The organism is Nostoc sp. UHCC 0252, from assembly GCF_034931145.1.
In the GTDB taxonomy this organism is placed as follows: Bacteria; Cyanobacteriota; Cyanobacteriia; order Cyanobacteriales; family Nostocaceae; genus Nostoc.
Genome location: NZ_JAYGHE010000018.1, coordinates 62,028 through 84,361 on the forward strand (window position 1 = coordinate 62,028; position 22,334 = coordinate 84,361).

The 22,334-nt window shown below is 42.4% G+C and carries 15 protein-coding genes; 3 read left to right on the forward strand and 12 right to left on the reverse strand.

Going from position 1 to position 22,334, the window contains the following annotated elements:
• Positions 1 to 5 precede the first annotated feature (5 nt).
• Positions 6 to 419, forward strand: a complete 414-nt coding sequence (locus VB732_RS13455) for a hypothetical protein (protein WP_323231346.1) — start codon at positions 6 to 8, stop codon at positions 417 to 419.
• A 379-nt stretch (positions 420 to 798) separates the two neighbouring features.
• On the opposite strand, the gene VB732_RS13460 is transcribed toward VB732_RS13455, so the two are convergent.
• Both VB732_RS13460 and VB732_RS13465 read right to left on the reverse strand, forming a co-directional pair.
• Positions 799 to 1,623: a M90 family metallopeptidase gene (locus tag VB732_RS13460; protein WP_323231347.1), complete on the reverse strand. Its 825-nt coding sequence runs from the start codon at positions 1,621 to 1,623 to the stop codon at positions 799 to 801.
• A gap of 410 nt (positions 1,624 to 2,033) precedes the next feature.
• Positions 2,034 to 3,632, reverse strand: a complete 1,599-nt coding sequence (locus tag VB732_RS13465) for an alkaline phosphatase (protein WP_323231349.1) — start codon at positions 3,630 to 3,632, stop codon at positions 2,034 to 2,036.
• Positions 3,633 to 3,990: 358 nt separating this feature from the next.
• Here VB732_RS13465 and VB732_RS13470 point away from each other — a divergent pair, with 358 nt between their 5' ends.
• Positions 3,991 to 4,431, forward strand: a complete 441-nt coding sequence (locus VB732_RS13470; protein ID WP_323231350.1) for a Crp/Fnr family transcriptional regulator — start codon at positions 3,991 to 3,993, stop codon at positions 4,429 to 4,431.
• A gap of 275 nt (positions 4,432 to 4,706) precedes the next feature.
• On the opposite strand, the gene VB732_RS13475 is transcribed toward VB732_RS13470, so the two are convergent.
• The 7 genes from VB732_RS13475 to VB732_RS13505 all read right to left on the reverse strand — a co-directional run bounded on the left by VB732_RS13475 (position 4,707) and on the right by VB732_RS13505 (position 14,427).
• Positions 4,707 to 6,086 (reverse strand): cobyrinate a,c-diamide synthase, encoded by a 1,380-nt coding sequence (locus VB732_RS13475; protein ID WP_323231351.1) that lies wholly within the window; start codon positions 6,084 to 6,086, stop codon positions 4,707 to 4,709.
• A 106-nt stretch (positions 6,087 to 6,192) separates the two neighbouring features.
• Positions 6,193 to 6,426, reverse strand: coding sequence for a type II toxin-antitoxin system BrnA family antitoxin (gene brnA, locus VB732_RS13480; RefSeq protein WP_323231352.1), 234 nt, complete (start codon positions 6,424 to 6,426; stop codon positions 6,193 to 6,195).
• A gap of 133 nt (positions 6,427 to 6,559) precedes the next feature.
• Positions 6,560 to 7,912 (reverse strand): glucose-6-phosphate dehydrogenase assembly protein OpcA, encoded by a 1,353-nt coding sequence (opcA, locus tag VB732_RS13485; RefSeq protein ID WP_323231353.1) that lies wholly within the window; start codon positions 7,910 to 7,912, stop codon positions 6,560 to 6,562.
• A gap of 105 nt (positions 7,913 to 8,017) precedes the next feature.
• Positions 8,018 to 9,547: a glucose-6-phosphate dehydrogenase gene (zwf, locus tag VB732_RS13490; RefSeq protein ID WP_323231354.1), complete on the reverse strand. Its 1,530-nt coding sequence runs from the start codon at positions 9,545 to 9,547 to the stop codon at positions 8,018 to 8,020.
• Positions 9,548 to 9,729: 182 nt separating this feature from the next.
• Complete coding sequence (gene tal, locus VB732_RS13495; RefSeq protein ID WP_323231355.1) at positions 9,730 to 10,875, reverse strand: transaldolase; 1,146 nt, start codon at positions 10,873 to 10,875, stop codon at positions 9,730 to 9,732.
• A gap of 289 nt (positions 10,876 to 11,164) precedes the next feature.
• A complete protein-coding gene (gene fbp / locus VB732_RS13500; RefSeq protein WP_323231356.1) occupies positions 11,165 to 12,214 on the reverse strand; it encodes a class 1 fructose-bisphosphatase in 1,050 nt (349 codons plus the stop codon).
• A gap of 1,196 nt (positions 12,215 to 13,410) precedes the next feature.
• Positions 13,411 to 14,427 carry a potassium channel protein gene (locus tag VB732_RS13505; protein WP_323231357.1) on the reverse strand — a complete coding sequence of 339 codons (1,017 nt, stop codon included), beginning with the start codon at positions 14,425 to 14,427 and terminating at the stop codon, positions 13,411 to 13,413.
• 599 nt (positions 14,428 to 15,026) lie between these two features.
• Here VB732_RS13505 and VB732_RS13510 point away from each other — a divergent pair.
• Positions 15,027 to 16,304 carry an aspartate aminotransferase family protein gene (locus tag VB732_RS13510; protein ID WP_323231358.1) on the forward strand — a complete coding sequence of 426 codons (1,278 nt, stop codon included), beginning with the start codon at positions 15,027 to 15,029 and terminating at the stop codon, positions 16,302 to 16,304.
• Between the two features lie 437 nt (positions 16,305 to 16,741).
• Here VB732_RS13510 and VB732_RS13515 read toward each other — a convergent pair whose 3' ends face one another.
• The 3 genes from VB732_RS13515 to aspS form a co-directional block, all read right to left on the reverse strand.
• Positions 16,742 to 19,261 (reverse strand): type II CAAX prenyl endopeptidase Rce1 family protein, encoded by a 2,520-nt coding sequence (locus VB732_RS13515; protein WP_416235748.1) that lies wholly within the window; start codon positions 19,259 to 19,261, stop codon positions 16,742 to 16,744.
• A 298-nt stretch (positions 19,262 to 19,559) separates the two neighbouring features.
• Positions 19,560 to 20,003: a GNAT family N-acetyltransferase gene (locus VB732_RS13520; protein ID WP_323231360.1), complete on the reverse strand. Its 444-nt coding sequence runs from the start codon at positions 20,001 to 20,003 to the stop codon at positions 19,560 to 19,562.
• A gap of 210 nt (positions 20,004 to 20,213) precedes the next feature.
• Entirely contained in the window at positions 20,214 to 22,001 is a 1,788-nt protein-coding gene (gene aspS / locus VB732_RS13525) for an aspartate--tRNA ligase (RefSeq protein WP_323231361.1), read from the reverse strand.
• Positions 22,002 to 22,334 lie beyond the last annotated feature (333 nt).

The window sequence follows — 22,334 nt, forward strand, 5'->3', positions numbered from 1 at the left end:
TAACATTGACTTCTAACACACTTTCACAAAGAATACGTCAACATCAATATTTGCGTGATTTACGTAACAAATTGCTTCATCTGCACAAGATGTTGCTGGACACAGAACGTATTGCTTACGAACAGGTTAGTGGACGAGTATCAAGCGGAGAACTTCTTCAGCTAGTTATCGCTCATGAACAATTTGCTTGGCTACATCGGATTTCCGAGGTGGTTGTGCAAGTTGATGAAATGCTCGAAGCAGATGAGCCGATTGCAATGGGCGATTTTGAAAAGTTGATTGCTGATGTCCGCACGCTGATTATACCGTTAGAAACGGGCAATACCTTCGAGAGAAAGTATTACAACGCTCTCCAGAGCGAGCCTGCTGCTGTGTTGGCACATGCGGAAATATCAAGATTTCTCACGACTAAGGTTTAGAGCAAGACTTGGGGCTTAAGCCCCAAGTTCTAGAGCAACTTCACCGAAGAGGCAGGGGGGAAGGGAGCAGGGAGCAGGGGAGCAAGCCCTTCCCCCCCTACATGGAGCAAAGGGAAACACATTTACGTTCGCGGAGCGTTTCGCAGAAAAGCCTCGTTCTTCTAGGGCGCTTGAACTGGGGGCGGAGTACAAGCTCCGTCTCAGTATTGTAGGGTGCGTTAGGATGAAGTCCGTAACGCACCAAACCCTTAATAAGGGTGCGTTACGCTGTCGCTAACACACCCTACGTATCTACGTATCTGTTCAAAAATCAAATAGGAATCCTATATTAGATAACGTGGTCATAAATAACCGCTATAATTTGCTTTATTAATTAAATTCACACCCATTTCACAGGATCTAATTGATAGTAACGTTGCAGCTGTTCATAAAGTTCTGGATGCTTGGACAATAATTGGTGCGGTTTCTCAAAGAATGTCTCAGTCGCTACGGCGAAAAATTCTGCGGGATTTGTTGCACCATAGCTATCCATTACCGTCTTTGCATTTTGTAGAACATCATCACAAAGTTGCTGATATGCTTTTGTCATCACCTTTGCCCAAATAGGATAATCTGAGTTGTGTTGCAGTATAGGAACTCCCTCAGCTTTACCATCTTCTTGATCCAACTGATGGGCAAATTCATGAAGCACAACGTTACGGCCATCTCTCCAATTAGTAGTGTCTTGTTTAACCTGTTCCCAAGATACTACTAATTGGTCAGTTGTCCACGATTCACCCAGCCTTGCCACGCGCTTTTCTTCAACAACATAATTTCCGATGGCAGTCGTTTCTTTAACAAAATAAGTGTTGGGATAAACCAGAATTGAACGAAGTTTAGGGAAGTACTGCCCACGTTCATTTAGAAGGAGTAAACAGGCGACAGCAGCCAGAGTAATTTTCATTTCCTCTGTTACCTGTAATCCTCCACAGCCAATAAATTGCTTTTCTGCTAAGAATACTTGAATATGTCCCTTAAGTCGTCTGATTTCATGGGGAGAAAGACAGGGATAAATGGGAAGATTATTCTCAATAATTGCATTCCAAAGCGGAGGAAAAGGACGATGTTTGAGACGGTTTCTTCGCCTTTTGACTAAAATGGGATTGAGTAATATCCCAGTGATAATTAGCCCAATAATAAGAAAAGCAATTATTGTTTTAATCATTGACGTTTGAATCAAATACTTTTCTATTAGAAATGGTTAATAGTAAGTATTTGATTTTTGAAATATACGTAGGGTATGTTAACAACAGTGTAACGCAATATTCCAAACTTGTACGGCGTTACATTCTGCTAACATACCCTACAAGATTACTGAGGTTTTAGGAGCATCCCAATGTTACAAGTTTATCAAGATGATTGATAGATTGTCATTGCGAGTGAAGCGGAGCGGAATGAAGCAATCGCAATGTAGTATCTAGACTTTGTGATTGCAACTCTAAAAGTCGCTCCATTTCATAAAGCTCGCAATGACAGCTTATGTTTATGCACATTCGGGATGCTCTTGAGATGTTTTCAAAAGCAATTTACAACTTGAAGTTTAAATAGCGATCGCAGTATTCTTGGTATTCTTGCTCATTCCTCTGGCGGTAAATCTACACTATAAATAGTTTCCCCAGCCAAGTTACGCAATGTCACTGTCATCACTTTTGTATTTTGATCTATTTTAACTCCTCCAAAAAATTGCAACCCCTCACTTGGGGGTCGATTTGCTTGCGTACCTGGAGGGAGGCTTTGAAATATCAATTGCGGGCCAAAAGTGTTCTCCAATTGGTTTGGCCCAAATGTTCCAGAATTTAAAGGGCCGGCGACAAACTCCCAAAAAGGCTTAAAGTCTTTAAATTGTGCTTTAGCGGGATCATAATAGTGGGCTGCTGCATAATGTACATCAGCAGTTAACCAAACAACATTCTGGATATTCTTGTTTTTGATAAATCGGAGTAAATCTGCAAGTTCTAGTTCTCTTCCTAAAGCTGGGCCATCTCCGTTAGCCCAAGCTTCAAAGTTTGTGCTACCATCTCTAACTATCAATCCTAAAGGCATATCACTAGCAATCACCTTCCATGTTGCTTTTGATGATAGCAATTGCCTTTTTAACCATTGTATTTGTGTTCTACCCGCAAGTTCTGTTTCTTTACTTGGTACTGGTTGATTATTAGGAGTGTTTGGCCCCCGATAGGTGCGTTCATCTACCATGAAAATATCTAATAATGGGCCATGCTTAAAGGAGCGATAAATTCTCGTTTTGTCTGGCTCATTATTTGTATAAGCAATAGGCAGATATTCCAAAAATGCTTGTCTTCCTCTTTGAGCTAGCAAGTTAACATCCTTGACTGTGTAGCGGTCATCGTTAAGAAGAAATTCTCCAGGATACCAATTATTTGTAGTTTCGTGGTCGTCCCATTGTGCCAATATGGGAACTTCAGCATTGAAACGTTTGATGTTTTCATCAAGTAAATTGTAAATATAGTTGCCACGAAATTCTGTGAGAGTTTCTGCTACTTTTGATTTTTCTAGTGTGGTGATGTTTTTCCAAACTGTGCCATCATCTAGCCTAACTTCTGACTGAATTGGCCCATCAGCATAAATATTATCGCCGGAATGAATGAAAAAATCGGGATTAAGTTGACGCATGGTTTCGTAAATTTTCATCCCACCAAAATCAGGATTAATACCCCATCCTTGACCGGCGGTGTCACCACCCCAAACAAAGAATATATCTCGCCCAAATTTGGGAGGAGTTCGGAAGGTACCATTTACAGGGGCGCTGTTGTTCTGATAATCTAAATCTTGGAAAATCACCCGATAAAATATTTGTTGGTCTGGTGGTAGATTATTCAGATAAAGTCGGGCTGTAAAGTCGCTATTTTTGAGAGCATTTGGGCCTACAAATCGCTGCACATTCCGAAAAGACTCGCTGGTAGAATATTCTACGATCATTTTGGCGGGGCGATCGCTACGGCTCCAAATAACAATGCTATCGTTGGAAATGTCTCCGCTAGCTACGCCATAAGGTATAGCAGGACGCATTTTATCAGAGGTGATAATGCCAGGTGCTTGAGCAAATACTTGTGATTTAGATACAAGATTTGTGGCAATAATTCCGCCTGCTGTGATAGTTGAACGGAGTAAAAACTGACGGCGGTTTAGCTTCAATGAGTGATTAGATTCCATGATAACTAATTGCAAGTTTAAGAAGTATTACAGGATAAATGTTTAGCACATTATGTTATGGCAACAAGTAAAGCTTGAGTTATCTAATGGTTAATAAAATATTTTTAACTAATTATTATCGAAACAGAATTCAGAATGAATTCTATACGACTGGAGAATAGCGACATGAAAAAGGGATTCTATCTTTCGCAATCCTTTTTCAAATTGGTATTACTATATATGGGATGTTTTATGTTTTGGAAGCCCCTGATGTTGTCAAAGTCTGTGATATTCTTTGCATCTAGCGATCATCATCGGTTAATATGACTAATTGCACTCTGGCTTCAGTTTCAGTAAATTTGACTTTTAAGTTGTAATTATGCTAACCAGTGTTGACCGTTTATTATTTGTCCGGCGAGTCCCGATTTTTAAGGAATTGCGGGATGATTTTATTGTGCGGCTCACTTCAGTAATGAACGAACTGTCATTTCCAGCTAATTACACCATCTTTCGCCAGGGGGAAGAGGGGCGATCGCTTTATATTGTCGTGTCAGGCCGAGTTAAAGTTCACATCGGCAATAAACAACTTGCAGAGGTGGAACAGGGTAAATACTTTGGTGAGATGGCAGTATTTGATACTCAACCTCGTTCTGCCAGTGCAACGACTTTGGAACCTTGCGAATTTTTGGAACTGACGCAAGAGCAGCTGTATGATGCGATCGAAGAAACCCCTGAAATTGCGGTAAATATCATTCGTGAGTTATCCCGTTTAATTCGCAAGTTGAATGACGATATGAATGTCACCTCTTTGCGGAGTTAATAATCAAGTCAATCGTAATAGAAGAGAATCAGAGAACAGATGGCGACAGACGCGATAATCTTGCGCCTAGAAAAGGTTACGGAACAGCACGCCGAGATCCTCTACTCCTATATAAGCAATCCACACTTGTACGAATATCTTGAGGAGTTAAGCCCTGGCGACTAGAAGTCGCGGCTACACGAGACTTTACCCACCTCCGTGGGTTAAAAATCTATTTAAAAAATATTATCTAATAGTTTTTAATTTACTCTACTGAGTTCTGTACTTGTTTGAATCTACGTTTTTATAGATGCTACTTTAAGGCATTTTGTAAGAAACTGTTGGGGAATTTCTTCACTTTCTCCCCAATGCAAATGAACATAAGAAGCGTAAACATTTGCAGGTAAACCCCATCCCTCGCATCCCATATCTTCGTCACAATCGTAGCGAGAAGTTTCAAATAGGGGCTGATTGGGAGTTAAGGTTAAATGGGAACGATGAAATTCATGCCCGTAAACAGTTGTACCTGTCTTAACTAACAGATTATTTTGCAAAGCTACTGCCCGACGATAGCCTAAAGTTAAACGTCCACCCATGACAGCAGATGTCGGTAAAACTCCCGCCATTGACCAAGATTTACCTTCAAAATCGATAATTTGCTCACATAAATACATTAATCCTCCGCATTCAGCGATCGCAGGCATTCCTTTCAAAATTGCTGTTTTCACTCCATCCCGAACGCTGGTATTTTCTGCTAGTTGCTGGGCAAAAACTTCTGGGAAACCTCCCCCAAAATACATTCCCTGCACATCTTTGGGTATGTCAGCATCTTCCAATGGACTCCAGAAAACCAGTTCTGCGCCAAGCTGTTGCAGCAAATCGAGATTGTCTTGGTAGTAGAAGTTAAAAGCGCGATCGCGGGCTACTGCAATTCTGATTGAGGAAGGAGGATGAGGTGGATGAGGTGGGTGAGGGAGAGGTTCTGATTTTAACAGGGGTAATAAATGTTGCCAATCGAAGCAGGTATCTCCTAAATCGGCGAGGCGATTAATTAAAGCGTTGAGTTCGGGAAGTTCTGCTGTGGGAACTAAACCCAAATGGCGATCGGGGATTGTGATGTTATCTTGACGGCGCAGCACGCCGAGAATAGGTAATTGTAAAGCTTCTAGAGAATCTTTGAGGAGAGAGAGATGGCGATCGCTCCCCACGCGATTTAATACTACCCCAGCTATTTTAATTCTCGGATCAAAAGATTGATAGCCGTGAGCGATCGCAGCCACAGAACCAGATAAACGACTGCAATCAATCACCAACACTACAGGTAAATTTAAAAGCCTTGCGATGTGTGCCGTACTTGCAAAGTCAGTTGATTTTTGCTTTTCTTGTCCATGCCCAATTCCATCAAATAATCCCATTACCCCTTCCACTAGGGCATATTCACTTGCTTGACTATGACGGGCAAAACATTGCTGAATGTAGGCTTCGGAAGTCAAAACTGGGTCTAAATTGCGACAGGGACGACCGGTTACGTGTTGATGAAACATTGGATCAATGTAGTCTGGGCCTACCTTGAAAGATTGCACCAAGCGATCGCGACGACGTAAAGATGCTAAAAGGGTGAGCGTGACTGTTGTCTTGCCCACCCCACTACGTTCTCCAGCAATGATTACAGACATGGATAATTGTTGATTGGTTAAACTAAATAGTCGGCTATCTTAGTAAGATTAAATTAAATCAAAGTCAAACAAAAATATTTATTCTATGAAAATCATTGCTTTTATGCTAATTAGTAATGATTTTTTTATCTAGACGTTCAGCCAGCCATAATTTGATAATAGAATCAGATGTTACTCCTAAACGCTTGGCTTCATGTTCTAAAGCTTCAACCATCCAAAGGGGAAAGTCAATATTAACTCTTTTTTGCTCATAGCCTGGGCGATGTGCGTTAGATAAGTCTATAAACTCCGTAATATCTTCTCCATTATCGAACTTAGCATCAAATTCTTCAGCTTTCATAAATATCTACCTCTTCAGCACGAGAGCGACGAACAGAAATAATTTTTATTTTATTACTATGATTTCACTTTAATAATTAAAAAAATTCCCCCCTTCCCGCATCGGGAAGGGGGGTAGGGGGGTTAGGTCTCTTTTAATTCGCCAATTTGAAAATATTCGCTGTCACTCCCAGGCTTTCTTCAAACAGGGACTCGCGGCCCCAGCGTTGTACCTGCTGACTCAGCAATGCTTCCGCTTTTTGTTCCGAAAGTGAAGTCACCTGTTGAAACAGACCGGCAGATTGAGCGCCACCGTGGGTTTCCATCCGCATACAACCACCAGTTTCTGAGCAGATAACTGTACCACAGTCTGCCTGGAGATTTGTCGAACTCAGGCGCAAGGCAATCAAGTCACCAACAATATCGCCCACATCAGCAACCGGAACTCCTGCTAACTCTGCTTCTACTTGTCGTTGCTCTTGAGCAATAAAACGGATACGAGTGATGTCATAATCACCGCTTTCCTTTTCATAAGAAACTGGCTGCCATTGCAAGCGACTTGCCAACCAACCCAAAAACAGCAAAGCTTGGGCGGGGTTGCCTTTTTCATAATCAATCGTAACGCGGTCAATTTCTTTGAGGGCGGCGCGACGGTTAGGTGAGTCGTAAGCCTCAGCTGTCAATTCCTGCCATGATGCAAGGCGACGCCAGTTTAAGTCAGCTAAAGGTACACCCGTTTCTACCAACTCTTCTAAGTGGAGTAAATCACTTTCTGGCTCGTTGAAGTTGCAAGAATCTACAATCACATTATTGCAGACTGCTGCTAGGCGCTTGAATAGGCTGTTGTTAGGGTCTGGGGTTGCCTTCCACCAGAGAAACTTCGGCAAGCCGCCAATCAACAATGCTGGAATCATACCACCGATGCGTTCTAAGGCAGCAGCAGTTCCACTGAGAGTAATATATTCGCAGCAGATAAGTGTGCTTGACGATTGCTTTTGGATGGGGCAATAGGCAGAAACTTGAGCCTTAACCCCTTCATCTTCGCCAGCAATGGGAAATAGCGCAATGATGCGGCAAGGGTTGCGGAGAGCGATTTCATCGGCAATTCTGGGGCTGCCACTACTTAACCCAGCAGCAGAATGTTCTCCGCCTCGCTGACCTTTAGCGAATTCTTCTCGTAATACAGTCAGAGTTTCTTGTGTTGCTGTTTCAGTTTCTGGCAGTTTATGTTTCTTTTGGAATTCCCGCAATGCTGCTACCATTTGTGGCCCTAAAATCCCATCAATTGGGCCGTTGTAAAATCCCAAAGCAGCCAGCAAATACTGAGTTTCTTCTGGTTCGTAGACTACTAAAGTAAATGTTGTGGCCCTAGTAGCGCTAGGAAGTCCACCGTCCTCGCCCGTTATACCGTAGCTTTGCCAAATTTGATTGAGTTCGGCATCTATTTCGTTAAGCGAAATATCTTTCGGTGCCTGGAGTGAAAAAATTGTAGAAGTTTGGGGAGCCATAGTAGTTTTGAGTTGTCATTTGTCATTTGTCATTGGTCATTTGTCATTGGTCATTTGTCATTTGTTTTTACTGGTGACTAGTGACTAATGACTAATGACTAATATTTAGAGTCTGCGCCAGCGACGGCCATCCTGGTTAATTAAGAGTTCTGCTTGTTCTGGTTCCCAAGTACCGGCTTCGTACTGAGGAATATTATTAGGATCGGCGGGTGCATCCCAAACGGAAAGGGCTGGTGTTACTACTTGCCAAGCTGCTTCTACTTCGTCTGCCCGTGTGAACAATGTTTGATCGCCCATCATACAATCAAGGAATAAGCGATCGTAGGCATCGGATGTTGCTTGGATGCCAAAGGAACCATAACTAAAGTCCATATCAACGGAACGGGTGCGGAATTCTGCCCCTGGCATTTTCACATCAAAACGCAGGGAAATACCTTCATTTGGCTGAATCCGCATCGTCAAAATATTGGCGTTTGTTTGTTGGGCGGCAGATTGGAACATCCGAGACGGAACTTCGCGGAAGTGAATGGCAATCTCACTGACTTTTTTCGGCATCCGCTTTCCAGTCCGCAAGTAGAAAGGAACACCTTTCCAGCGCCAGTTGTCTACCAAAAACTTCATTGCTACATAAGTGGGTGTGGTGGAGTTGGGGTCAACGCCTGGTTCTGTGCGATAACCTGGCACTGCTTGACCTTTCATCCAGCCAGCGCTGTATTGCCCACGGACTGCTGACCGCGACAGATTGTGAACATCAGCTAAACGAGTAGCTTGGAGTACCTTCACTTTTTCTGTGCGGATGCTGTCGGCATCCATTGCGTTTGGTGCTTCCATTGCCGTTAAGCAGTAAAGTTGCATGAGGTGATTTTGCAACATATCCCGCAGTGCGCCGGCGCTTTCATAGTAGCCAGCCCGGTCTTCTACGCCCACGGTTTCTGCTACGGTGATTTGCACGTGGTCAACAAATTGACGGTTCCACAAGGGTTCAAAAATTGCATTGGCAAAGCGAAACACCAGCAAATTCTGGACTGTTTCTTTACCTAAGTAGTGGTCAATCCGGTATACTTGATGTTCTTTGCAATACTTCTGTACCACTTGGTTAAGACTTTGAGCAGAAGCCAAGTCCCGACCAAAGGGTTTTTCGATTACTAGACGATGTTTGTAGGGATCTTCTAGCATCCCGCCGCTTCCTAGCTGCTTAATCGCTTCGGGAAAGAATGAGGGGGCGACTGAGAGGTAGAACATGCGATTACCTCGCGTGCCCCGTTTTTCGTCTAATTCACTCAATAAGGTTTTTAGTTTCTTGTAGCCTTCAGGGTTGTCTATATCCCCAGGACTGTAGAACAGACCTTGAGAGAAGTCTTGCCATAGTTCCCCTAAATCGACATCAGGATGTGCCTCTTCCATGCCCTTCTGCATTTGTTCGCGGAAGTATTCATGGCTCCATTCTCGACGGGCTACGCCAACAATAGTAGTTTCTGGCGGAATGCGCCGTTCTCGCCGCAATTTATAAAGTGCTGGCACTAGTTTACGCCAGGTGAGATCACCAGAAGCGCCAAAGATAACTATAATCTGGGGTTCGGGCATCCCTTGTTGTTGCAGACCAACGCGCAAGGGATTTTCTAGCAGACTAACCATAGGAATTTTGGATTTTGGATTAGGGGTTTTGGATTAGGTATGGGGAATGGGGAATTGGGAATTGGGAATTGGGAATTGGAAATTGGGAATTGGAAATTGGGAATCGGTTACTCCCCTTGTCCCCTCGTCCCCTTGTCCCCTTGTTCCCTTGTCCCCTTGTCCCATTCCCCATTACCCATTCCCTACACTGGTGACAATACCTTGATCTTGTCTTCTAAAGAGTTCATCAAGGACTGGAAGGGCTGAATGAACTTGTCGATACCTTCATCTAAGAGTTCATCCATGACGGCATCAAGATTAATGTTGATGTCGGGATCTTTGAGGTTTTCGATCAGTGTGTAAGCGTTATCTATATCTGTTTCTAAGCGATCGCCTACGTTACAATGATCGGCACAAGCTTTAATGGTTGCTGGTGGTACGGTGTTAACGGTATCTCGGCCTACCAACTCTTCGATATACATCACGTCGTTGTAGCTGGGGTCTTTGGTGCTGGTACTAGCCCAAAGTAGCCGTTGAACTGTGGCTCCTTTTGCTGCTAAGGCTTGCCAACGATCGCTCTCGATAATTTTCTTGTATTCTTGGTAAGCTATCTTAGCGTTAGCGATCGCTACTTTCCCTTTCACAGCTTTTAGCTTTGCTTCCAACGAAATATCATCAACGCCTTTTTTCAACTTAGCATCTATTTTGGCATCAACGTTGCTATCGATCCGGCTGAGGAAGAAGCTAGCGACTGAAGCAATTCTACTAATATCTTTTCCTTCAGCCGCCCGTTTTTCTAAGCCCCGAATATAAGCCCAAGCTGTGTTTACGTAGCTCTCTACAGAAAACAGCAACGTAATATTGACATTCATCCCTTCGGATATTACCTGCTCTACTGCTGGCAAACCAGGTTCTGTACCGGGAATTTTAATCATCAGATTTTCCCGATCGATTTCTTGGAAATATCGCCGAGCTTCGGTTATTGTTGCTTCAGTATCATGGGCGATAGTTGGCGGTACTTCAATACTCACATAACCATCTAGTCTATCTGAGGCTTCATAAACTGGGCGTAAAATATCACACGCATAACGGATATCTGCAAAAACTAGAGATTCGTAAATTTTCTCTATCGGTAAGCCAGCACGAACTCCGGCTTCTATATCGGCATCATAAATGACATTACCTGCGATCGCTTTCTCAAATATAGCTGGGTTAGAGGTGATCCCAGCGATACCTTGATTTTCAACCAGGTCTTTGAGTTCACCTGATTGAATAATGTCACGGCTCAAATTATCCATCCAGATACTTTGACCGTATTGCTTAATTTCTAGTAGATGATTGGTAGACATAGCCAGTTTTCACTCCTGTATGGTGATGTTTCTAAGTAAAGTTGGCAAAACGCATTAATGGTTACTTTTGAATTGTGGCGTTGCCAATCACTTATTGCATCGGCCAGCTGAGATAATCTTTAATTGATCTTCAAAAAGCGCTATTTTGCATCCTCAATCCTATGTCACCATGATTAACGTTTAATTAATGGCAGATGAGAGTACAGCAAGCCCCAAATAAATCACCCTTATAAAACCTCTAAAACCCTTACGTAACAGTAATTACGAATTACGAATTACGAATTGTCTTCTAGTGTCCGTTTTGAATAAAAGACTCCACCTTTGCTACATCTTCTTTGCTACCAATAATTAAAGGTGTGCGCTGATGCAGTTTTTTTGGCACTACATCCAAAATATTTATCAATCCTGTAGTAGCACGGCCGCCTGCTTGCTCAATCAAAAAGGCGAGAGGAGCCGTTTCATAAAGCAAACGCAATTTACCTTCCGGGTTTTGAATTGTGCCTGGGTAGAGGAACACACCGCCTTGAATCAAAATTCTATGGATGTCGCTCACCATTGCGCCGCTATAACGAGCGCTGTAGCCTTCTGTGCGGTGAACGTAGCGGATATATTCTCGAATCGATTCTTCCCACTGCCAGAAGTTACCCTCATTCACGCTGTAAACGGAACCGTGGTTAGGAATCCGAATATTTTCTTCAGTGAGAATAAATTCTCCTAAGCTGGGATCGAGGACAAAGGAATGAACGCCCTTACCTATAGTATAAACCAGCATTGTGCTAGGGCCATATAAGATGTACCCGGCAGCGAGTTGCTTCCGTCCATTGGTGAGGAGATCGGTTGCTTTCCCATCGCTATCATTTCCTTCTTGTTGGCGAATAGCGAAAATGGAACCCAAACTGAGATTATTATCTGTGTTGGATGAGCCATCAATTGGGTCATACAGCAAGGTATAGCGACCAATGGGGCAATTTTCGGGAATATAGTAAGGATTTTCCATTTCCTCAGAAGCGAGGCGACAGACTAAGCCGCTTTGCTTAAAAACTGAGATAAATACATCATTGGCGTAGACATCCATCTTTTTGACGGATTCCCCTTGGACATTAACTTCCCCAGTAAATCCCAGAACGCCTTCCATTAAACCAGCGCGACTCATGCGGCGTGCAACTAGTTTACCTGCCAAGGCGATGCGATTCATCAGCGCACTTAAATCTTGTGCATCTGGCGAAAAACTCTGAAGTTGCTGGAGAACGTGACGCGATAAGGTTGTACAATCACGATCTAGGGATTTGTCTGTAATTTCATTGATAGACGATTCTATTGATTCTGGCGCTTTAGTCATTTTTATGTTCTCCGCAGCCACTAGCTGTTAATTGGGTTTTAATCGTGTATGGCAACTTATGGTTGCTGCTTCTATCTTAGAAAGGTAATTTGATAACTTAGATGCGACTTTAGATAAACTAAAGAAATGAATTTTCAGTGACTCCTGCATTCAGAGCGTGGATACGTAACAGGTAGTCTAAGATATCACTAAGATTGAGTCAGTAATTTATCAAGAAAGGCAGAGGGCAGAGGGCAGACGGCAGGGGGCAGGGAGCAGGGGGCAGGGAGCAGGGGGCAGGGAGCAGGGAGCAGGGGGGAATATAAAGAGTTGCCTATTTTGTGTTAAGTTGACTCGCTGAGTCTACCGAAATCAAAAAGTTAAATGCCATCTTGAGAAAGCAAACTGGGGTTTGAGGAAGTAAAAGCTTGTTTGACTTGCGGAAAATACCAAAATGAATAAGTAAAAGCTTGTTTGACTTGCGGAAAACACCAAAATGAATAAGTAAAAGCTGCTTTTGAGGAAGTAAAAGCTTGTTTGACTTGCGGAAAACACTAAAATGAGAAAGCAAACTGGGGTTTGAGAAAGTAAAAGCTGCTTTGACTTGCGGAAAACACCAAAATGAATAAGTAAAAGCAGCTTTTAAGTAAGTAAAAGCTGCTTTTGAGTAAGTAATTGCGGATTTTACTGAGTGAACTACTCCGCCGTCAGACGGACGGGGCTTCCCAATTCATCGGGAATAGCCTCTAGAACTCCGTAATTCTATTAGTCTGACATTCCCTCCAAGGGCAGGAATCCTGGTTCCCAAGACCCAAATCTTTATTCTTGCAACATATACCTATTAGCTTGGTTTTCGCTTATGGCATTGATGGTCAAGACCAAATAATTTTCTCAGAAAATTCTGGGGATTCGTCATACATCAGATGTGTGACGAATCCCCCGCTCCCTATCCCCACCTTATGAGTACATTGAAGGTAGGGACTTCCGCGACACGTTAAATTTAACGTGCAGTTTGAAGATTATAAAAAGACAAAAAGCTAGCTAGATAAGACCAAAACACTTGTAGAGACGGCGATTTATCGCGTCTCGAAAACTCAAAATTTTTGCCAGTAGCCTTTAACCGAACCGCTTTGAGAGGGATATAAGCGATCGCTCGCTAAGACTGATTAATAATCGGCAAAAAAGCCGTAAAAATACACTAAACTAAATAAATAAAATCAGCTATTTTTCGGTCGTCGCAATTCCTGAGAACCAATTGGGCCAAGAATTTGGTTGAGGCTACGCAACTGTTCAGCTGTACCCATCCCAATTAATCGATCTCCCGGCATTAAGATTGTATCGCCTGTGGGGCCACCGATTAGAGTTCCATCAAGGCGGCGAATTGCTAGAACTAACGCCCCAGATTGCGATCGCAATCTCGCTTTTTGCAAACTCTGACCCACAAAGGGACAAAAAGCCGGGTCGAGTAAAAATTCTTCCATATACAATTGACGGTCTGCACCTGTCAAAATTCCGTCTACAAAGTCCAATACTTGAGGTCTGAGTGCCGCAGCAGCCATTCGCTTCCCACCAGTAATATAGGGAGATATCACTTCATCTGCACCACCGCGTCGTAACTTCTGCAAAGCTTCTTCTGTACTTGCACGGGCAATTACCCGAATCCCCGAATTCAGTGTTTTGGCTGATAAAACAATGTATAAATTTTCGGCATCGGAAGGAAGCGCTGCAACAATACACATCGCCCGTTGAATACCAACTTTTAAAAGTGTGTCATCTAGGGTTGCGTCACCTTGGTATGCCGTGTAACCTTCCGCCTGCGCCCTTTGTACAGATTCCATATCAGCATCAATCACTACAAAAGGTACATCTTCGGCCTGAAATTCCTTGGCAATTTGACGGCCAGTTCGACTAAATCCACAGATGATGTAATGTTCTAACAGGGATTCCATTAACCGCCTCTGTTGTTGTAGCCGAATTCCTTCTTGAAAGTAGCCTTGAATGATCGCTTCTGTAAATCTGTTGACAATGTAACCGATATTGACTACACCCAACAAAATCAGCCCAATTGTAAACAATCGTCCTCGGCTACCCAGTGGATGCGTCTCACTGTATCCCACAGTCGCTAAAGTGATCACTGTCATGTAAGCTGCGTCTTCCCATGCCCAGCCCTCAATTAGTGAGTACCACAAAGTACCAATGAAGAAAACACCGCCAAGAGCGATCGCCCCCGCCATTAACTCCTTTTGGATACGTTGATACTTTTGCTCAAGTGTTGAAAATGACGTAAAAATAGTACTTGCAGCCTACTTTTTCTAATGTTTTACTAACTTTATAGCATTAGTCTGTTTTAGGCGAATAGAATGATGCCTCCGGCACGCCAAGGGCGAACCCCGGATTTCTCACCACATCTCGAATGGAGGAGTAATGAGTAGTGAGTAAGGAGTAATGAGTAAAATTCTTAACTCATTACTTATTACTCATTACTTATTACTTGTACGCAAAGCAGCTTGTGAGAAATGCGGGGAACGCTACTACACAAACAAAGTCCACCTCCGTGGACTAAATTGATCGTTCAGTCTACTTAAGTGGACAATGGCTCTGAGACTTGGAATTCATTCCGAGGCAGGACAGAAGCGTAGTGCGAGATTTATTAATAAAGATATGATATGGCTACGACAAAACTTGTGAGTACACCGTAGGCTCCAAGGATGGGTAATAAGCGTTAATCTAAGAAGAAGTGCGAATTGTGCTAAAGAAAAAGTATTTTTTAGGGATTTCTAGGAAACTAGTAAATAACTAACTATATAATGAACAACTTTCAGGAGGAGCGGTAGTGAGCCTACAAACTCTCGTTGACCAAGCCACCGTCTTTGCATCAGGGTCTGCAACTAGTCCCTTTGATCCAGATAGCTTTAATGAAGCTGTCATGTCTACCTACGGTCGGTTTCCCTTAGCCTTAGAACGGGGCGCTGGATGTCGGGTTTGGGATACACAGGGGCGCGAATATTTGGACTTTGTAGCGGGAATTGCCACTTGTACTTTAGGACACGCTCATCCAGTGATGGTAGAAGCGGTGACACGCCAAATCCAAAAACTGCACCATGTCTCTAATTTGTACTATATTCCTGAGCAAGGTGAATTGGCAAAATGGCTCGTTGAACATTCTTGTGCCGATCGCGTATTTTTCTGCAACTCTGGAGCCGAAGCCAACGAAGCCGCAATTAAACTGGCGCGGAAATATGCTCACACAGTATTAGACATTGAAAAACCAATAATTTTAACCGCCAATGCTAGTTTCCACGGGCGGACTTTGGCAACCATCACCGCTACAGGTCAACCGAAGTATCAAAAGTATTTTGATCCCCTGGTTCCTGGGTTCCACTACGTAAATTACAACGATATTAACGCTGTGGAAGTGGCGATTAGCGAGTTGGATGAAGGCGATTACCGAGTAGCGGCAATTCTGATCGAGCCATTGCAGGGAGAAGGTGGTGTGCGTCCGGGAGATGTTGCCTATTTCAAAAAGCTGCGGCAGATTTGCGATGAAACTGGCATTTTGTTGATTTTTGATGAAGTGCAAGTTGGTATGGGGCGCAGTGGCAAATTATGGGCTTACGAACATCTCGGCGTTGAACCGGATATCTTCACCAGTGCCAAAGGCTTAGGTGGCGGTATTCCCATCGGTGCAATGATGAGTAAGAAATTCTGCGATATTTTTCAACCAGGAGAACACGCCAGTACCTTTGGCGGCAATCCTTTTGTGTGCGGTGTAGCACTTAGTGTTTGTCAGACATTAGAACGGGAAAATATTTTGCAGAACGTGGAAGACAGGGGTGAACAGTTGCGAACTGGATTAAGAGCGATCGCAGCTAAATATCCTCAGCAAATTGGTGAAATTCGGGGTTGGGGTTTAATCAACGGTTTGGAGTTGCGAGCCGATATTCAACTCACCGCAGCAGATATCGTCAATGCTGCCATCAAAGAGGGTGTATTACTAGTACCCGCCGGGCCAAAAGTAGTCCGATTTGTACCACCACTAATTGTTACAGAGGCAGAAGTCAATACTGCCTTAGAAGCTGTAGATAAGGCGATCGCAACCCTTACAGTTTAGATAATCAAAAAGCGTTATTACTGCTGCTGTGTGTTCTAGCTGCAATCGTTCAGCAAACTGGTATATCATCCAACCTTATTGGTTGGCGATCGCTCTAATACTTGTTTTCATAAGTATTTGAGCGATTATAATCAAAAATATTTTCACCAAAATTACCCTTGCCACGGCAATCAATGTCCGGTTAAATAATTGTCATTGCGTACCGCCCTTGGCGTTCCCGCAGGGTACAAAGTGTTCGCGTAGCGTCTCGTAGAGATAGCAATCCCAAAAGCCTTGCGATTGCTTCCTTCCACTTCGTTGCACTCGCAATGACATATCACAAGTAATTTGCCGGACATGATATCAGTGATACTTTTAGTGTTTGGCCAAGAGTGATGTGATGCAAGTGAACAGTTTCACTAAATCACACGAATCTTAGTTTCTACTTTATAAATCACTTAAGCTTTCTGGATTTTTTGATTATTATTTAATCTTGCCATTCCCCCAAAAATAATTAACCAAGCTACTACTACAACCCAGTGGATTAAAACTATCACCCACAAAGATCCGGTTAAGGTATATGCAACAGTACATATAATTCCTAACCATAAAGTTAAAGTAAGAAAAACCCCATTAAAGAATGTGGGAGTTCCAGCTTTAAAAAATGTTTTAGCATTGAATGGATGATACAAAACAAACAATCCTAAACTCACTATCGCCCACAAAGTCCATCTCACCCAATTGGTTATTTCGCTAGGGTGAGGAAGCAAAATAACGCGAAAAAAGAGTTCTTCAATAATCGCAGGTGTAAATAAACAACGCAACATTAATAAGCATATATCAATCCAACTTGCAGACCAAAAGCGGAACTGTAAAAATCCAAATTTCCAGCCATAAGGTAGGGCAATAATACTATAAATTATTAGCAGGGAAACAAGAATTAACCAATCTTGTTGTGTAGGAATTGCTAACGACGCTAAAACACGATTTAGAATAATTGAAAGCGGGGAAATATTAGTAAAAGGTATCTTAAGTTGCCCTAAGAAGACTGTTGGTGCAATAGGCATAATATTAGATTGCCAACCACCCACTTGATTAGTTCGCAATACTTGCATAATCGCACCATGTTTGAAAAATACTGCGGCGAGATCATCGTGTACTTGTCGTGGCATTATTGTCCGCCATGTTGTCAAACCAGCCCAAATACTACCATCTTGAAATGGTTTCGTCAGTTCTCCGATTCCCGTACCTGCGAGTATACCTGCTTGACTCTGCCAATCAGCACGAATTATCCCCAAGGGCGCTAATTGTTGTTCTAAAGATTTACCTAATTCAACTAGCTGCTGAAAGCGTAATGTTTGCGGATGATTAGGGTTTTTGCGTACCCAAGTTTGAATTTGAGGAGTTTTAACAACTTGGTTTTTAATTGCTATTATCGCAGCATAGAGTGCTTGGCTTGAGTCTTGGACGCATGAAGTACTAGGTGATACCATTGCGCCACCAGTACCATCGCCGACGCGATAACGTGCCATTGTTAGCTGTAATTGTTGCTGGAATTGCTCTAAAGGCGAAAGTTTAATACCATCAAAATCATAATCTTGCGTTACAGGGTCGAATTTAATCAGAATATCTGATACTGGGCGTGTTGCCAGCCAGCCACGTTGCAAATTCCCCATATAATCAGCCCATGTGTGCGTTCCGGCAATAATTCCATCAGGGTTATGGGCATAAATTTGGTGGTATTTAGTCTCAAAGCGTAATTCGTTAGTAAACTCATCGCGGACAACTTCTGCAATTCCAAAAGCAAAATGTCCGGTGATAGTATTAGGTATTGCGATCGCTTCAGCCTCACGTCCGCCAATTCCCCCAAATAGGTGTAGTACAATCGCTTTATCGCCTTGTTGCCATTTTGATATAGATGCTTCTACAGGTTTTAACAAGGCAGTATTGAATTTACCTTTATTTTTTTCGGTATTTTGCCAATTTACCTCTTGGATATAATTTAGCCCTAATTCCTTGCCAGTGATGGTTTGACGGGGTTGAATTTGAAACAGAGAACGAGGTGCAAGGGCACTTACTGTAAATACGGCATTTGCATCTTTAGCACCATAAATATACCAACCATCCTCACCCGCAGGTGATTTTTCGATTAGCTGCGAACTTGAAGGCGCAAAGTTTCGCGTATCTATTACTTGTTGGGGAATACGAATAGTTTCTTGAATCCCATCAAATTTACTTGAGTTAGCGTTATAGTGCTGGACAGAAAAATAATCTCTATCCTGCTGATCTTTTGTAGATGAAAGGCTTTTATTTTTAGATTTAATCGGTTTAATTATTTTTACTAACCCATAAAATCTACCCGTTGCCAAAATAGGTTCGTGTTCAATTTGCAAAACAGAATACTTTTTTGGATTTGCATTAATAATTGTATTTTCATCTAAAGCAACAATTGTATCGTCATTAGGATTTGTGCCAGCTAAAGAACGTAAAATACCTACCTGACGAACTCCATTTAGTCGAAAAGGATGAATATTTCCTTGCTGTTGACTTTTAATTACTTCTGAAGTGAAATTTATATCTCGCGTTACAGCTTTAACTTTAGCAAGTAAATTTTCATTCTTTTTCCACTCCAGACGCACAATTTTTCCTACTAAACTTTGTGCTGTGGGTGGTGCATATTGGACTTCCATCCATACCCAATCTAAACCATCTTGTAATTGCTGTTTTGTTGGTAAGATTAACCTTCCTACCCAGTCACCAACGGGTTTATAAAGTTTTGTAGATGGAATTTGTGCAACTGGATAAAAACTAGGTTGATTAAAGCTTTGTCGAGTATGTATAGCGTAATTGCTTTCTTTTTGTACTAACTGTGGTTCTCTTGCGGAGAGTCCTTGCGACACGATTACTACTATAAAGACTAGCAGTAAAAATATCGGAAATACTAGCCTTGTTTTTCGATTAAATCTACGCCAAATCATATATTATCAGCAACTAATATTATGGCTACTTGATTATTTATTAAACCCTAGTAATCCCACCCCGCCAAAGCTACACTTTGTCTTCTCTACCCAAAAACCAGGAGAGAGGATTAAGTGGAACGACTGGGATCTGAGGTACAATTACGGTGACAATTATAACTAATTTATAACTTACGCAAAACTACACGCGATAGGGGCAATTCATGAATTACCCCTACCTGAAAATTAGGGCTTGGGCTATTTTTTGCATAAGTCCTGTAATTATGCGGACATGATAGCCTAATTTCATGTCATACCATCACTGCAACGGCAAAGCATAATGGTAAAATTCTTCATTCTTAATGTAATCTCGTGCTTCATAGAGTTTTTGGGCGGTTATGTTAGAAATTTGAGTAGATAGAATTACTCGAATGGCTCCACTCTCTTTTGCATATTCTTCCGCAGCACTCATCAATAATTTTGCAATTCCCTTGCGGCGATGCGACTCTTCTACATATAAATCGTTCAATATGCATATTCGTTTCATCGACACTGAAGAAAAGCTGGGATAAAGCTGAGTAAATCCAACTAATTGCCCATTGTCACTAGCTGCAAATACTACTGAATCATTATTGTTGAAACGTTCTTTTAGAAAGTCTTTGGCAGCTTCAAGGTTTGATATCTGATTGTAAAAAACACGATATCTATCGAATAGTACTGAAATGCTTTCAATATGATTAATATTAGCTAAGAAAACTTCCATTGAGTGTCCTTATCACTTCAATGTAGTTTATACCACAATACGGTTTAGTTAAGAGCTACTGGCAAAAATTTTGGGTTTTTGAGACGCGATAAATCGTCGTCTCTACAAGTGTTTGCGTCTGATATGAACTGTATTGTCTGTTATCTTTGCGTTCTAAATTCAAGTAATTGGTGGGCATTGCCCACCTTACTTAGACAATTTATTCGTTCACTAGGACTTTGGTTTATAAGTCGAAGCAACGTGCAATTCTTTCAACTGTTTAGCATCTACACTCGAAGGTGCATCTGTTAACAAACAGCGTGCTTGTTGTGTCTTTGGGAAAGCAATGACATCTCGAATAGATTCTTCGCCAGCTAGCAACATTACCAAACGATCTAAACCGTAGGCGATGCCACCATGCGGCGGTGTACCATATTCAAATGCTTCCAAGAGAAAGCCAAATTTACTTTGTGCTTCCTCAGGAGATAAACCAATCGCTTCAAACACTTGCTGTTGAATTTCTCGCTGATAAATCCGCAGACTCCCGCCGCCAACTTCTACGCCGTTGAGTACCAAGTCGTAAGCTTGGGCACGTGCAGTTTTTAAGTCGCTCAAATCATCAGGATGTGGTGCTGTAAACGGGTGGTGCAGTGCTTCTAGACGTTTTTCGTCAGCATTCCACTCGAACATGGGGAAATCTGTAATCCAGAGCAAGTTGATTTTTTGTGGATCGATTAAGTTAAATTCTCTAGCGATCGCTTGCCGTAATCTATCTAATGTCTTATTAACTGTAGCAGCTTCCCCTGCCCCAAACAACAGCAGATGTCCAGCTTTTGCACCTGTACGGCGCAAAATTTCTTGTTTTTGTTCCTCGCTGAGGTTGTCTTTAATCGCGCCAATGGTGTCTATTTCGCCATCATCCCGCACGCGGATATAAGCTAAACCTCTAGCGCCGGCTTCGCTGGCTTCTTTAAATAAGTCGCCACCTGGTTTAATGCGGACATTAGAAATTACATTGTTACCGTTAGGAATGGGCAAGATTTTGACGATACCGCCATTAGTCACAGTGTCCCGAAAGACTTTGAAACCTGACTCTTTGACAATATCTGAGACATCAGCTAATTCCAAACCATAGCGGGTATCTGGTTTGTCACTACCGTAGCGTTCCATCCCTTCGGCGTAAGTTAGACGAGGGAAAGGGCGCTGTAACTCAATGCCTTTAACTGTTTTGAAGATATGACAAACTAAGTTCTCGTTTAGTTCGATAATTTCTTCTTGGGACATGAAGCTCATTTCCATGTCCAACTGGGTAAATTCCGGTTGCCTGTCGGCGCGTAAGTCTTCGTCACGAAAGCAACGGGCAATCTGATAATATCTATCTAAGCCGGATACCATCAGCAATTGTTTAAATAGCTGGGGTGATTGTGGCAAAGCATACCATTCACCAGGATTGACGCGACTGGGTAGAACATAATCCCGCGCTCCTTCTGGGGTAGAACGGGTAAGGATTGGGGTTTCGACTTCGATAAAACCTTCCAAATCTTCCAAATAACGACGCATGGCTTTGACAATTTGATGACGCAGTTGCAAATTTTGCGCCATGCGTTCGCGTCGTAAATCCAAATAGCGATATTTCAGCCGCAAATCTTCCCTCACTGTCTCGGTGTCAGCTACCGAAACTTGGAAAGGTAACTGTTTGCGAACAGCATTCAGGAGTTCAATTTTATCGGCGTAGATTTCTACCTCGCCTGTTGGGATGCGAGTATTCAGCGATTCTTCGGGACGTTGCGTTACCCTACCAGTGATTTCGACAACATATTCATTTCGCAGAGCGTTCGCCTGCTCATAAGAATCTGGGGTGCGTTGCGGATCGCTGACGATTTGGACAATTCCAGAGCGATCGCGTAAATCTAAAAATATCACACCACCGTGATCGCGGCGACGGTCTATCCATCCGTAAAAGGTAACAGTTTCTCCAATATGTTCTTTTCGGAGTTCGCCGCAATAGTGAGTTCGCATAAGTCTTAGTTATTGTTTCCGGGCTAGATTGGCAAGCAAATGTCAAAGCTTTCCCATTATCTAGCATCAATAGTAATTGTAGTAATAAACATACAATAATCTCACGCCAATTTGGCAAAGGTCGATTGGGGGAGTGGGTGAGACCCAAAACCTGAAAGAAGACGCGATGAGGCAAAGAAATTATCAGATACTCTAACCGTGTTCCAGTAACACGATTTTTTCCGTAATATAATGTTTCCGTTTTTACAATATATTTTTGTGTAACTTAACTATGGAACACAACTGGTAACTGTTAATCAGTGTATGGATAAAAGTCTTAATTTAGTAACTTTT

Coding starts and splice junctions, on each gene's coding strand:
- VB732_RS13460 (WP_323231347.1), bottom strand. CDS start 1,623: ATGATTAAAACAATAATTGCTTTTCTTATTATTGGGCTAATTATCACT.
- VB732_RS13465 (WP_323231349.1), bottom strand. CDS start 3,632: ATGGAATCTAATCACTCATTGAAGCTAAACCGCCGTCAGTTTTTACTC.
- VB732_RS13470 (WP_323231350.1), top strand. CDS start 3,991: ATGCTAACCAGTGTTGACCGTTTATTATTTGTCCGGCGAGTCCCGATT.
- VB732_RS13475 (WP_323231351.1), bottom strand. CDS start 6,086: ATGTCTGTAATCATTGCTGGAGAACGTAGTGGGGTGGGCAAGACAACA.
- brnA (WP_323231352.1), bottom strand. CDS start 6,426: ATGAAAGCTGAAGAATTTGATGCTAAGTTCGATAATGGAGAAGATATT.
- opcA (WP_323231353.1), bottom strand. CDS start 7,912: ATGGCTCCCCAAACTTCTACAATTTTTTCACTCCAGGCACCGAAAGAT.
- zwf (WP_323231354.1), bottom strand. CDS start 9,547: ATGGTTAGTCTGCTAGAAAATCCCTTGCGCGTTGGTCTGCAACAACAA.
- tal (WP_323231355.1), bottom strand. CDS start 10,875: ATGTCTACCAATCATCTACTAGAAATTAAGCAATACGGTCAAAGTATC.
- fbp (WP_323231356.1), bottom strand. CDS start 12,214: ATGACTAAAGCGCCAGAATCAATAGAATCGTCTATCAATGAAATTACA.
- VB732_RS13505 (WP_323231357.1), bottom strand. CDS start 14,427: ATGGCGGGGGCGATCGCTCTTGGCGGTGTTTTCTTCATTGGTACTTTG.
- VB732_RS13515 (WP_416235748.1), bottom strand. CDS start 19,261: ATGATTTGGCGTAGATTTAATCGAAAAACAAGGCTAGTATTTCCGATA.
- VB732_RS13520 (WP_323231360.1), bottom strand. CDS start 20,003: ATGGAAGTTTTCTTAGCTAATATTAATCATATTGAAAGCATTTCAGTA.
- aspS (WP_323231361.1), bottom strand. CDS start 22,001: ATGCGAACTCACTATTGCGGCGAACTCCGAAAAGAACATATTGGAGAA.